Annotated in this window: 12 protein-coding genes; 5 read left to right on the forward strand and 7 right to left on the reverse strand. The window is 75.2% G+C overall.

All coding sequences use genetic code 11. From position 1 onward, the window contains the following. The first annotated feature begins 166 nt into the window (after positions 1–166). On the forward strand, positions 167–598 hold the full coding sequence (locus ACIRNI_RS25330) for a cold-shock protein (RefSeq protein ID WP_403554812.1): 432 nt from the start codon (positions 167–169) through the stop codon (positions 596–598). A 35-nt stretch (positions 599–633) separates the two neighbouring features. Here the strand turns inward: ACIRNI_RS25330 and ACIRNI_RS25335 are convergent, their stop codons facing one another. Continuing rightward, positions 634–879: a hypothetical protein gene (locus tag ACIRNI_RS25335; protein WP_355359469.1), complete on the reverse strand. Its 246-nt coding sequence runs from the start codon at positions 877–879 to the stop codon at positions 634–636. A gap of 55 nt (positions 880–934) precedes the next feature. Further along, a complete protein-coding gene (locus ACIRNI_RS25340; protein WP_403554583.1) occupies positions 935–1,405 on the reverse strand; it encodes an NUDIX domain-containing protein in 471 nt (156 codons plus the stop codon). Between the two features lie 100 nt (positions 1,406–1,505). Here ACIRNI_RS25340 and ACIRNI_RS25345 point away from each other — a divergent pair, with 100 nt between their 5' ends. Beyond that, positions 1,506–2,261: a uracil-DNA glycosylase gene (locus ACIRNI_RS25345; RefSeq protein ID WP_403554585.1), complete on the forward strand. Its 756-nt coding sequence runs from the start codon at positions 1,506–1,508 to the stop codon at positions 2,259–2,261. Here the strand turns inward: ACIRNI_RS25345 and ACIRNI_RS25350 are convergent. From ACIRNI_RS25350 to ACIRNI_RS25360, 3 genes are read right to left on the reverse strand one after another with little or no spacing between them, the layout of a single operon-like run. After that, positions 2,200–3,387: an oxidoreductase gene (locus ACIRNI_RS25350; RefSeq protein ID WP_403554587.1), complete on the reverse strand. Its 1,188-nt coding sequence runs from the start codon at positions 3,385–3,387 to the stop codon at positions 2,200–2,202. The genes ACIRNI_RS25345 and ACIRNI_RS25350 overlap by 62 nt on opposite strands. After that, positions 3,384–4,814, reverse strand: coding sequence for an FAD-dependent oxidoreductase (locus ACIRNI_RS25355; protein WP_403554589.1), 1,431 nt, complete (start codon positions 4,812–4,814; stop codon positions 3,384–3,386). The genes ACIRNI_RS25350 and ACIRNI_RS25355 overlap by 4 nt, the downstream gene beginning before the upstream one ends. Beyond that, positions 4,811–6,265, reverse strand: coding sequence for an FGGY family carbohydrate kinase (locus ACIRNI_RS25360; RefSeq protein ID WP_403554591.1), 1,455 nt, complete (start codon positions 6,263–6,265; stop codon positions 4,811–4,813). Before ACIRNI_RS25360 ends, ACIRNI_RS25355 begins: the two co-directional genes overlap by 4 nt. A gap of 300 nt (positions 6,266–6,565) precedes the next feature. On the opposite strand from ACIRNI_RS25360, the gene ACIRNI_RS25365 reads away from it, so the two are divergent. Beyond that, positions 6,566–7,564: a hypothetical protein gene (locus ACIRNI_RS25365; RefSeq protein ID WP_403554593.1), complete on the forward strand. Its 999-nt coding sequence runs from the start codon at positions 6,566–6,568 to the stop codon at positions 7,562–7,564. Between the two features lie 91 nt (positions 7,565–7,655). Continuing rightward, entirely contained in the window at positions 7,656–9,182 is a 1,527-nt protein-coding gene (locus ACIRNI_RS25370; RefSeq protein ID WP_355359448.1) for an amino acid permease, read from the forward strand. A gap of 22 nt (positions 9,183–9,204) precedes the next feature. Here ACIRNI_RS25370 and ACIRNI_RS25375 read toward each other — a convergent pair whose 3' ends face one another. Beyond that, positions 9,205–10,014: a GntR family transcriptional regulator gene (locus tag ACIRNI_RS25375; RefSeq protein WP_403554595.1), complete on the reverse strand. Its 810-nt coding sequence runs from the start codon at positions 10,012–10,014 to the stop codon at positions 9,205–9,207. A 194-nt stretch (positions 10,015–10,208) separates the two neighbouring features. Here ACIRNI_RS25375 and ACIRNI_RS25380 point away from each other — a divergent pair, with 194 nt between their 5' ends. Then, positions 10,209–11,399: a zinc-dependent alcohol dehydrogenase gene (locus ACIRNI_RS25380; RefSeq protein ID WP_403554597.1), complete on the forward strand. Its 1,191-nt coding sequence runs from the start codon at positions 10,209–10,211 to the stop codon at positions 11,397–11,399. 7 nt (positions 11,400–11,406) lie between these two features. Here ACIRNI_RS25380 and ACIRNI_RS25385 read toward each other — a convergent pair whose 3' ends face one another. Further along, the gene (locus tag ACIRNI_RS25385) at positions 11,407–12,822 is read right to left on the reverse strand and encodes an FAD-dependent oxidoreductase (protein WP_403554599.1); all 1,416 of its coding nucleotides are present in this window, start codon (positions 12,820–12,822) and stop codon (positions 11,407–11,409) included. Positions 12,823–12,840 lie beyond the last annotated feature (18 nt).

A 12,840-nucleotide genomic window follows, 5' to 3' on the forward strand; every position in this document is an offset into this window, starting at 1 on the left:
GCGCCCCTTCGCGCACACGTGACCACCACGGGCCCGGGATCCCCGGGCCCGTCCTCATGCCCGTGACCCGCCCCTTCGGTGACTTCGCTCCCCGGACCGTGCCCGTCGGTGGCCGACGCCTGTAGATTCACGCCGCAGAAGCGGTGCTGGCGTGGAGGTAACGGCTGTGTTGATGGTGGGCAAGATCCTGCGGTTCGACGAGGTCCGCGGTTATGGGTTCATCGTCCCCAGGGAAGGGGGCGAAGACGTGTTCATGCACGCGAACGACCTGGTGGACGACAAGTACCTGTACCGGGCGGGGCGCGAGGTGGAGTTCTACCTGGAGATGGGCGACAAGGGCCCCAAGGCGTCGGAGATCCGCCTCGTCGACCAGCCCGTGCGCCGCCCGACGGTGCCCGCGCCCGCGGCCGCTCTGGGCGACGGCCCGGACGACGACCCGGACGACGACACGCTGGACGTGCTCACCACGGCGGAGTTCCAGGCCGAACTGACCGAGGCGCTCCTCGACGCGGACGGCACCCTGACCGCCGCCCAGCTCAAGCGCGTCCGCGCCAGCATCACCGACCTGGCCCGCTCCCACGGTTGGCTCGACGCCTGACCGCCCGGCCCCCGGGCCGCCGGCGTCCGCGCCGGCTACTCCGGGGCCCGGCTCGGCGGCGCCGTGCGCAGGGCCGAGGCCAGCCGCAGCAGGCGGGTCTCGTTGCCCCGCAGGCCCGCGCGGGCGAGCGCCTCGTCGGCCTCCGCCAGCGACGACGACAGGTACACCCCGGCCATCGGCGCGAGCGCCGGGTCGCCGAGGACCGCCTGCGCGGCCTCCACGAGCCGTAGGTACGCCTGGGCCGCCGCACGTTCGCGCATGTCGAAGGTGGTGCTGGTCATCTCTCGCTCCTCGTCGACCGGTTGGGAGTTCCACTCTCCCGCACGGCACTGACAATCAGCGTTCGCGCAGGTACCGTTCCAGCCGCTCCAGGAACTCCCGCTGCGCCGACACCAGCCGGGGCGCCGCCTCTTCGGGCGTGAACCACGCGACGCGGTCCACCTCCGGGAACTCCCGCGTCACGCCCGAGCCGCGCGGCCACTCCATGGTGAAGGTGCCGGGCACCACCGCCTCCGGGTCGAGGTCGCCCTCCACCGCCCACACCGTGACGACCTTGCCGCTCGCCTGCCGCACCTCACCCAGCGGCACCGCGTCCCCGCCCGGCGCCGGCAGTCCCAGCTCCTCCACGAACTCCCGGCGCGCCGCCCCCTCGGGCGACTCGTCCGCCTCGTACTCGCCCTTCGGGACCGACCAGGCCCCGGTGTCGCGCGAGGCCCACAGCGGCCCGCCCATATGGGCGATGAGCACCTCCAGGCGCCCGCCGGAGGTACGGAACAGCAGCAGACCCGCGCTTCGTTTCACCGTCATGCCGCACAGTGTCCCCACACCAGCCCGGCAAGACCCGGAAGACAAGCGCTAGCGTCGAACCGGACCGAAAGACCCGAAAGACCGACAGGGAAGGAGCGCGATGCCCTTGACGCCCGACGACGCGGACTTCCCCGTGTACGAGGCCGCCCGCGCCGCATCCGTCCCCGGGCTCGACGAGCGCGTCACCCACTGCCGCGCCTGCCCGCGCCTGGTCGCCTGGCGCGAGCAGATCGCCCGCGAGGGCCGCCGCGCCTACGCGGGCTGGGACTACTGGGCCCGACCCGTCCCGGGCTTCGGCCCCGACGACGCCGCGCTGCTCGTCGTCGGCCTCGCCCCCGCCGCCCACGGCGGCAACCGCACCGGCCGGATGTTCACCGGCGATCGTTCCGGCGACGTGCTCTACGCCGCGCTGCACGGCCTCGGACTGGCCAGCCAGGCCGAGGCGACCCATCGCGACGACGGGCTGCGCCTCCACGGCGTGCGCGTCACCGCACCGGTCCACTGCGCCCCGCCCGCCAACAAGCCGACGCCCGGTGAGCGCGACACCTGCCGCCCCTGGCTCGCCGGGGAGCTGCGGCTGGTGCGCCCCACCCTTCGCGCGCTCGTCGTCCTCGGCGCCTTCGGCTGGCAGGCGGTCCTGCCCGCGCTGACCGCCGCCGGCTGGTCGGTGCCCCGCCCCCGCCCCGCCTTCGCGCACGGCGCGCACCTCACCCTGGAGGCCACGGACGGCGGCCCGGGCCTCGAACTCTTCGGCTGCTACCACGTCAGCCAGCGCAACACCTTCACCGGGCGCCTCACCCCGGCCATGCTGAGCGACGTCCTCGGCCGCGCCGCCCAGGCGGCGGGGCTGCGCTGATCCGTACCGGTCCGCCGTCCGGGTCGACCCGGTCCGTCCAGCCGCCCGGCAGCACCACCGACCGGGACGGCGTGGCCACGCGCCACAGCCGCCGCCGGTACAGCACCCGCCCGTCCTGACGGACCGACACCACCGGCCGCACCAAGTGTTCCCGCGCCCGCAGCAGGAAGCCGCCGTCGTCCGGTCCGCCGATCCGGTTGGGCGTCACCCACCGCAGCGGCGCGTCCACCACCACCGGAACCGGCCGCTCCGGCCAGGGGGCACGCCCCGCCAGGTACGCCAGGACCGCCGTCGCCACCGCCCGGCCCTCGGCGGCCGCCCGCCCGGGGCCCTCCACGGCGTGCAGCACGTCGCCCGCCGCGAACACGCCCGCCTCCGACGTACGGAACGCGCCGTCCACCGCCGGGCCGCGCGTGCCGGGGTCGAGCACGAGGCCGCCGTACCGCGCGAGTTCGTGCTCCGGAATCCAGTCGCCGCCGAAGACCACGGTGTCGCACGCCACCGTCGCGGTCCGCCCGTCGCGGTGGCGCAGCCGCACGCCCGACAGGCGCCCGCGGCCCAGCAGTTCGGTCACCGCCGTCTCGCCGAGCACCAGGACGCGCCCGTACCCGGGCCCGCAGACCGCCGGCCGGTCCCGCGGCTCCTCCGTGACCAGCGCGGCCACCTCCACGCCCGCGCGCCGCAGCGCCCGCACCGCTTGGCGGGCGATCGGCTCGTCGGGCCCGACGAGCACCGCCCGGGTGCCGATCCCGTGCCCGCCCCCGTACGCGTACACCGTCCGCAGCAGTTCGCCCGCCGTCAGCACCCCGGCCGCCCGGGTCCCCGGCACCAGGCGCGCGGCGCGCGGCCGCTCCCGGGCGCCGGTCGCCAGCACCACCGCCCGCGCGGTGATCCGCTCCAGCCCGCCGGGGCCCGTCGTGTCGAGCGTGCGCGGGCCCGCCCACCCCGTGGCGGTGACGCCCGCGCGCAGCACCGCGCCCCCCGGCTCCTTCAGGCCGCGGGACGGCGCGCGCTCCAGCACCTCGACCGTGCCCGCGCCCGCGGCGGCCAGCCGGGCGGCCGCGGCGCGCCCCGCCGGTCCCGCGCCGACCACCAGGACGTCGACCGTGCGCGTACGACGGCTCATGGCCGGGCCTCCTCGAACAGCGCGCGCACCGCCGCCCCGCACGCGGAGCCCTGGCACCGGCCGGCCCGCGCCCGCGTCCGGCGCCGCAGCCCGTCCAGCGAGGCGGGCGGGATCGTCGCGGCGAGCGCGTCGCGGATCTCGCCGCGCGTCACGCGCTCGCAGTGGCACACGATCGTCCCGTACTCCGGGTCCGCCGCGATCAGCTCCGCGTCCAGGTACGGCCGCGGGAACGCCTCGCCCACGTTCGGCATCCGCACCTCGGGCAGCTCGCGCACAGCACCCGGCTCCAACCCCGCCTCCCTCAGCAGCTCCACCACATGCGCGGCGATCGCCATGGACGCGGACAGCCCGGTCGAGCGGATGCCGCCGACCGTCACGTACCACTGCCCGGGGTGGCAGGCGATGCGGTAGTCGTCCTCCTCGGTGGCGGCGCGCAGCCCCGCGTAGACCGCCGTGACCTCCTCGTCGAGCAGTTCCGGCAGGATCCGGCGGCCGTGCGCGCGCAGGAACGCGAGCCCCTCGGCCGTCGAGCCGGTCGCGCTCTTGTCGTCCAGGTCCTCGGCGGTCGGCCCGAGCAGCACCTTGCCGTGCACGGTGGGGGAGACCAGCACGCCCTTGCCGAGCGCGGTGGGCACCGGCAGCAGGATGTGCCGGACCAGTCCGCGCGCGAACGCGTCGAAGACGACGAGCTGCCCGCGCCGCGGCCGTACGGTGAAGTCGTGGTGCCCCAGGTGCCCGTCGAGCTCGTCCGCGTACAGCCCGGCGGCGTTGACGAGGTGGCGGGTGCGCAGCACGCCCCGCCCGGTCACCAGCTCGTGGCCCGCGCTGCCCGGGCTGACGGACTCGACCCGGCACCCCAGATGGAGATCGACCCCGGCGCGCACGGCCTGCGTGGCGTACGCCAGCGTCGTCGTCCACGGGCAGACGATGCTCTCGTCCGGCACGTCGAGCGCGCCGAGCGCGCCGGGTCCCAGACGCGGCTCGCGGGCGTAGAGCTCGTCGGCGCCGACGATCCGCGCCCGGCGGTAGCCGTTCCGCTCCGCCTTCGCCGCGAGCGCGGGCAGCGCGGCGAGCTGCTCCTCGTCCCAGGCCACGAGCAGCGCCCCGATCCGCTCCACCGGGATGCCGGTCTCGGCGGCGTACGCGGTGAGCCGCCGGTAGCCCTCCCGGACGAGCCGCGCCTCCAGTGACCCGGGCACGGCGTCGAACCCGGTGTGCAGGATCGCGGTGTTCGCCTTCGACGTGCCCTCGCCGACATCGGCGGCGGCTTCCACGACCGCCGTACGCAGTCGGAACCGGGCCAGTTCGCGCGCGATCGCGCAGCCCACCACCCCCGCGCCGACGACGACCACGTCGTACGGCTCCGACGGCAGCGGCCCGCCCCGCGTCACGGTCCCGGCGCCGCTCCCGGCCCCGGCCCCCCTCATCGCGAGCCGTCCACGAGCGCCGCCACCGCCGACCGGAAGGCTCCCATCCGCTCGGCGGCCTCAGCCGCCGACACCCGCGGCTCGTAGACGGCGGACGGCTTCCACTCCGGCAGCGCCCGCTCCACGGAGAGCGAGGAGTCCAGGCCCAGCCGCGCCAGCACGGCCGCGCCGAGGGCGGTGGCGTCGGGCAGCGCCGAGACCTCGACGGGGCGCTGCAGCAGATCCGCCTGCGTCTGCATCAGCAGGGCCGACCGGGTCAGCCCGCCGTCGACGCGCAGCACGTCCAGCGGCGCGCCCAGCTCGGCGCCCGTCGCGGCCGCCAGCTCCACGACCTGCGCCGCGATGCCCTCGCACAGCGCCCGCACCAGGTGTCCGGCCGTCGTGTCGAGACCGAGCCCGGTCACGGACCCGCGCACGTCGTCCCGCCACCACGGCGCCGCGAGCCCCGCCAGCGCCGGTACGAAGGTGACGCCGCCCGCGTCCGGCACGGAGGACCCCACCGGGTCGAGGTCCGCCGCGCCGCCGACGACCCCGAGGTCGGTGAGCCAGCGCACCGCCGAGGCGGCCGCGTACACCTGCCCGTCCAGGCAGTAGGCGGTCCGCCCGCGCAGCCGCCACGCCACGCAGCTGACCAGGCCCGAGGCGCCGCGCCGGGGCCGGTCGCCGGTGTGCGCCAGCAGGAACGCCCCCGTGCCGTACGTGCACTTGGCCGCGCCGGGCCCGGTCGCGCCCTGCGCGAGGAGCGCCGCCTGCTGGTCGACGAGCAGGCCGGTCAGCGGCACCTCCGCGCCGCCGGGCCCGCCGAAGAGCGACGTGGTGCCCACGGGTCCCGCCGCGTCCACGAGGGCGGGCAGCCGCTCGCCGGCCAGCCCGTAGGCCTCCAGCGCGTACGGCGACCAGTCGACGGTGTCCAGGTCGAGGAGCTGGGTGCGTCCGGCCGTGGCCGCGTCGGTGACGAACGCCCCACCGCCCGTGAGCCGGTGCGTCAGCCAGACGTCGCTGGTGGTCACCACGCCCTCGCGCGTGAGCCGGCGACGTATCCAGGCCATCTTCGGCGCGGCGAAGTACGGGTCGAGCGGCAGCCCGGTCGTCTCGCGCAGCGCGTCGGCGTGCGGTGCGAGCTCCTCGCAGACGTCCCGCGCCCGCTTGTCGTGCCAGACGATCGCGTCGGTGAGCGGCTCGCCCGTCCGCGGGTCCCAGGCCAGGACGGTCTCGCCCTGGTTGGCGAGGCCCACCGCCGCGACCGGTTCGCCGGCGTCGGCCAGCGCCGCGCGCCCGGCGGCGACGACCGAACCGAGCAGCTCGCGCGGATCGACCTCGGCCCGCCCGCCCGGCAGCCCTCGCGGCCGCACCGGGGCCGTACCGGAGCCGATCACGCCCCGCTCGGGGCAGACCACCAGCGCCTTGGTGCCCGAGGTGCCCTGGTCGACGGCGAGTACGGGGCCCGTCATCGTCCCTCCCCTCCGCTCGTCGCACACGCCCTCGCGGGGCCGGAAACAGGCATAGGGCTCCTCCGACTTCTCATCGGCTTCTCGCCAAGTTCCTTGTTTGGCCGAATGGTTGCGACCTTTGTCGAAAGTGGATCGCAATCGTCCAGCACACTCTATAGTGATCGCCGATCAACGCCCCGTAATCGGCCGACAGTTCGGCCGTCCGTTCCGTGTTCCACGCCACCCCCCGCACAGAGGATCCATGACCACCACACCATCCCCGGCCGCTCGTCCGGCCTGTCCGCCACCGGGGACGAGGTGATGCCCGGCCACGACTTCCGGCCGGTGTACCACCCCGCGGGACACGACGCCGCCCTGCGCGCGGTGGTCCAGGACCTGCGGACCGGACGCTGGCTCTCCATGGCCCAGCTCCTCGCCGGCACCACGGACTGGGCGCTGTGGACCCAGCGCACCCAGGTGCTCGCGGCCGTCGCCGCCGGTTCCGACGTCGTACAGGCCTGGCGGGCGGAGGATCCGTACAGCGTCGCCGCCACCGTGATGCACGCCCGGGTCGCGGTCGAGCGCGCCGTGCGCGCCCACCGCGAGCGGCACCCGCGCACCCAGGAGCTGTGGCAGCTCGCCTGGCAGGCGTGCCACACCGCCGCCCGGGTCTCCCCGGCGGACCCGGTGCCGTGGGTGTGCCTGCTGGCCCTCGCCGTACTGGACGAGGGCCAGCGCATGGAGGAGCACCGCATGCGCCCGCCCGGCCCGATGCTGCCGCCCGGTCCGTGGGGCCTGCTGGCGGAGGCCGACAAGCGCGACCCGCACAACCGCGAGGCGTACCACCGGATGCTCCAGTTCCTCTACGCCCGCCGCCCCGAGCCCACGTCCGGGTCGCTGTCCGAGGCCGTGAACTTCGTCCAGTGGGCGGCCGGTTCCGCCCCGCCCGGCTCCGCCCTGCACGTCCTGCCGCTGTACGTGCGGGTCGAGCGCTACCGCCGCGAGCGCGGCCAGGAGAAGGCGCTCGACCTGCACTGGGTCGCCGAGGACGCCACCCGCGACGCACTGCGCGCGCTGCTCGCCTGGTTCGACCACGCCGTGCCCGCCACCGCGTCGCTGCTCGACCTCAACCACCTGGCGCACGCCCTGTGGGGGGCGCTCCGCTTCACCGAGGCCGTCCCCGTCTTCGAGGCCCTCGGGCCGTACTACACGCCGCATCCGTGGGCGTACCGCACGGACGCCCCGGGCGACCGGGCGCTCGCCGAGGAGGTGTTCCGGCGTGCCCGCACCCGGTGCCTCGGCGCGGCCCGCGACGGCTGACCCGCCTCCCGGGACCGCCGGACCCGCGCGGCGCCCCCGCCCCTACCGCCACCCCTGACGCCCCCCTGCCACCACACTCGGAGGTACCGCCATGTCCCGCACCCTGTGGGCCCGCCCGGAGCGGCAGGCTCCGCCCCTGGACGACGAGCAGCGGCTCAGAGAGCTCGGCTACCAGCCGGTCCTGGCCCGCCGCATGGGCAGCTTCGGCAACTTCGCCATCAGCTTCTCCGTCATCTCCATCCTCTCCGGCTGCATGACCCTGTACGGCTTCGGCCTCGGCACCGGCGGCCCCGCCGTGATGCTCTGGGGCTGGGCGGGCGTCGGCCTGTTCGTGCTGTGCGTCGGCATGGCGCTCGCCGAGGTCACCAGCGCGTACCCCACCTCCGGGGCGCTGTACTACATGGCCGACCGGCTCGGCGGCCGCCGCTGGGGCTGGTACACCGGCTGGCTCAACCTGCTCGGACTGCTCGGTGCGATCGCCGGCATCGACTACGGCGCCGCCCTCTTCACCGGCGCGTTCCTCAACCTGCAGTTCGGCTTCGTGCCCACCCCCGGTTCCACCTTCGCGATCTTCCTCTGCATCCTGCTGCTGCACGCCGTGCTCAACCTCTTCGGCGTCCGCCTCGTCAGCGTCCTCAACTCCATCAGCGTCTGGTGGCACCTGACCGGCGTCGCCGTCATCGTCGGCGCGCTCGCGCTCGTGCCCGACCGCCACCAGTCGGTCGAGTTCGTCTTCACGGAGTTCGTCAACGACACGGGCTGGGCCAACCCCTTCTACGTGGCGGCCATCGGCCTGCTCCTCGCCCAGTACACCTTCTCCGGCTACGACGCCTCGGCCCACCTCTCCGAGGAGACCTCCAACGCGTCCGTCTCCGCCGCCAAGGGCATCGTCCGGGCCATCTGGGTCTCCTGGATCGCCGGTTTCGCGCTGCTCGCCGGGCTGACCTTCGCCATCCAGGACTACGCGGGCACGCAGAACAGCGCGACCGGCGTACCGCCCGCGCAGATCCTCATCGACGCGCTGGGCACCGCCGGCGCCACCGCCCTGCTCCTGGTGGTCATCGTGGCGCAGCTCTTCTGCGGCAACGCCGAGGTCGCCGCCGCCAGCCGCATGGTGTTCGCCTTCAGCCGGGACAACGCCCTGCCCGGCTCGGCGCTCTGGCGCAAGGTCAGCAGCCGCACGCAGACCCCGGCCAACGCGGTGTGGCTGTCGGTCGCCGTCGCGGGCGTGCTCGCCGTTCCCTCGCTGTACTCGGCGACCGCCTACGGCGCCGTCACCGCCATCAACGTCATCGGGATCACCCCCGCCTACGCCATCCCGATCTTCCTGCGGCTGCGCGCGGGAGACCGCTTCCAGCCGGGGCCCTGGTCGCTGGGCCGCTGGTCCAAGCCCATCGGATGGACCGCCGTCGTCTGGGTCGCCGCGGTCACCGTGCTCTTCTGCCTGCCCCAGAAGGCACCGGTGACCATCGATTCGATGAACTACGCCGTGATCGCGCTCGCCGTGGTGCTGATCCTGGCGAGCGTGTGGTGGTACGTCGCCCGCCGCTCGTACGGCACGCCCTCGCCGTACGGCAACGCCCGCGAACAGGCGGAGATCGCCGAGGGCATCGTCTGACGCCGCCCCGCGCGCCCGTGGCTCAGCTGGTGAACTCGTACGTCCAGGTGTACGTCCAGGAGGTGGACTCCCGCGACTCCGGGGACTCTTGCGACTCCTGGGACTCGGGGGAGCGCGGAGGTTCCGGCGCGAACCGGATGTCCGTCACCTCCAGCACGTGCCCGTGCTGGTCGCTCACCTCCCGGTGCACGGCCAGGCACGCGAAGGCGCCCGCCGCGCGGTCGACGCCGATGGACTCGCGCCGCGTCAGCCGCAGCCCGGCCCGGTGCATCCAGTGGTACAGCAGCCGCAGGTCCGGCCTGGCGGGCCGGGCCTGCGGGCGCCGGTAGCGGGCCAGTTCGGGCACCTCGGCCAGCGCGTACCGGGAGAACCGGGTCAGGGCCCACTGCCGTACGGGCGCGGAGCCCCCGGTCCCCGCCCCCAGCACCCGGTGGCGGTGGACCAGCGCCGGCTCTCCGGGCAGCAGCCCGAGCCGCTCGGCCAGCTCCGGCGGTGCGGGCTCCCAGGCGAGGCCCACTTCGGCGAGCGCGTCCGGGGCTCCCGGCCCGCAGGGGAACTGGAGCAGCCCGGGCGCGAGGACCGGCTTGGGCGCCTGCGTGCCGCCGCCGGTGGCGGCGAAGGTGCCGCGCCGCTCGGTGACGACGAGGCGCTCGTCGCGCAGCAGGCGCAGGGCGCTGCGGACGGTCTGGCGGTTCACCCGGAAGCGCTGCACCAGGGAGCGCTCGGACGGCAGCCGGGTGCCCGGCGCTATCCGGCGGTGGATGAGGTCGTCGCGCAGCGCGGCGGCGACCTGGAGGTAGAGCGGAAGTGCGGGGGCCTGAGGCTCAGCCATGTTCAACCCTCAATTTCCTTCGCTCAGCGTAGCGGAGCGTGCTGTTTGCGTGAGGAATCCTTATCATTGGTCTAAACCTTCACGGAAGGGGGGTCTGGCCCGTCCCCCGCACTCTGGCCGAAAACGGATTCACCGGCGACGCGCCCGGGTACCCGTGGCGCGCCCCCGCAGGAGCCGGTGAAGGGACACGCACGATGAGGGCCGTGACATGGCAGGGCAAGCGCGACGTACGGGTGGAGACGGTGCCCGACCCCAGGATCGAACATCCGACGGACGCGGTCATCAAGGTCACCTCCACCGGGCTGTGCGGCTCGGACCTGCACCTGTACGAGGTGCTCACGCCGTTCATGACCCCCGGCGACGTCCTCGGGCACGAGCCGATGGGCATCGTGGAGGAGGTCGGCGCCGAGGTGCCGGACCTCAAGCCCGGTGACCGGGTCGTCGTCCCCTTCCAGATCGCCTGCGGCCACTGCTGGATGTGCGTCTCCGGGCTCCCCACCCAGTGCGAGACCACCCAGGTGCGGGAGGAGGGCATGGGCGCCGCCCTGTTCGGCTACTCGCGGCTGTACGGCTCCGTGCCCGGCGGCCAGGCCGAGTACCTCCGCGTGCCGCAGGCGCAGTTCGGCCCCATCAAGGTCCCCGAGGGCCCGCCCGACGACCGCTATCTCTACCTCTCCGACGTCCTGCCGACCGCCTGGCAGGCCGTGCGGTACGCCGACATCCCGCCCGGCGGCTCGGTCGCCGTCCTCGGGCTCGGCCCCATCGGCGACATGTGCTGCCGCATCGCCCTCCACCAGGGCGCCGCGCAGGTCATCGGCGTCGACCTGGTGGGGGACCGCCTCCAGCGCGCGAAGGCGCGCGGGGTCGAGGTGTTCGACCTGAGCGGCCACGACAGCCAGGAGGAGCTGGTGGACGCGGTCAAGGCCCACACCCGGGGCCGCGGCCCCGACGCCGTCATCGACGCCGTCGGCACCGAGGCGCACGGCAGCCCTCTGGCCCGCACCCAGCAGCAGGCCGCCGGTCTGCTGCCCAAGTCGTGGGCGGCCAGGCTCCATCAGAAGGCCGGAACCGACCGGCTCGCCGCCCTGTACCTCGCCATCGACCTGGTGCGGCGCGGCGGCACGATCTCCCTCAGCGGCGTCTACGGCGGCGCCGCCGACCCGCTGCCGATGATGACGCTGTTCGACAAGCAGATCCAGCTGCGCATGGGCCAGGCCAACGTCCGCCGCTGGGTCGACGACATCCTGCCCCTGCTCACCGACGACGACCCGCTCGGCGTGGACGGCTTCGCCACCCACCACCTCCCGCTGGCCGACGCCCCGCACGCGTACCGGATGTTCCAGCACAAGGACGACGGCGTCGTGAAGGTGGTCATGCGGCCCTGACCCCGGGTCAGACGCCCGTGCCCGTGGACTCCCGCCACATCTGCGGCTCGGTGGGCGCCTCGCGGACCGGGCCGAACAGCACCGCCCGCGCGATCCGCGGCGCGAACAGCGCGGTCGGCGGCTCCACCAGCGACAGGACGGAGCGGAAGGCCGCGCCCACCTCCGGATCGCCCACCGCCCGCGCCTGGACCCGCTGGAGGTACCAGGCGACGGCCCGGTCGGCGGCCCGCGTCCGCGCCGCGTCGCCGCGGGCGCCCGGCATGCTCCGGTCGGCGCCCGCCGAGACGTCCCACGCCTGCCGGGAGGCGTCGAACAGCGCGCGCTGCACACGCCGGGTCGTCGGCGTACGCCGCGGGTGGGCGAGCGCGTCGCGCAGCGCCACCGCGGCGAGCGCGGCGACCGACATGCCCTGCCCGTAGATCGGGTTGAACGTGCACAGCGCGTCGCCGGTGGCGAGGAACCCGGCCGGGCGGCGGCCCGGACGGTCGTAGCGCCGCCGCACGTTCGCCGTCCGGCGGAAGCCGTGGACCGGCCCCTCGGGCTCGGCCTTGGCCAGCCACTCGCTCACCAGCGGGTGCGGCAGGCCGGCCGCGTACTCCTCGAACGCCTCGGCGTCCGTGGGCGGTTCGTCGCCGCGCAGCCCGGAGAGCGTCACCAGGTGGCGGCCGTCTTCGGTGGGAAGCACCACGGCGCCGCGCGTCTGGTGCGGGTTGGGGACGATGTACTGGCCCAGCCCGTCGGTGCCGTCACCCGCCGAGCCGTCGCGGTACACCCTCGTCGCGTAGGCGAGGCCCGTGTCCAGCGTCTCCTCGTGCGGCGGCTCCGCGCCGATCGCCGACAGCCAGGCGGGCGCGCGCGAGCCGCGCCCGGACGCGTCCACGACCAGGTCCGCCGCGAGGGGCCGTGCCTCCCGCTCGGCGCCCTGGGCCGCGCCGCGCTCCCGCAGCAGTACGCCCCTCACGCGCGCGGCGTCGCCGACCAGTCCGACGACCTCCGTGCCCTCGACGGTGCTGATCCTGGGGTCGGCCAGCACGCGGCGGCGCACGACGTGCTCCAGGTGCGGCCGGGAGCCGGTGAGCAGGTACGCGCTCGCGGGCGTGCGGCGGTACCAGTGCCCGTCCTGCCACTGCACGAGGTCCTCGGGCATGCCGACCCGGGGCGCCCCCTGGGCGCACAGCTCGTCCACCACGCCGGGCAGCAGCTCGTCCAGGGCTCGCCGGCCGCTGTCCAGCAGGACGTGGATGTGCCGTCCCTGCGGCACGCCCGCGCGCGGCTCCGGCCCGTCGGGGAAGCGGTCCCGCTCGACGATGGTCACGCGCTCCGCGTGGTCCGCCAGCACCCGGGCCGCGAGGAGTCCGGCGAGACTTCCGCCGATGACCACCGCGTGCCGCACGTCGTGCGCCGTCTCCAACTCGTCGGCCATGCCCGCCCCTTCGGGTCG

Source organism: Streptomyces sp. NPDC093546, from assembly GCF_044765045.1.
In the GTDB taxonomy this organism is placed as follows: domain Bacteria; phylum Actinomycetota; class Actinomycetes; order Streptomycetales; family Streptomycetaceae; genus Streptomyces.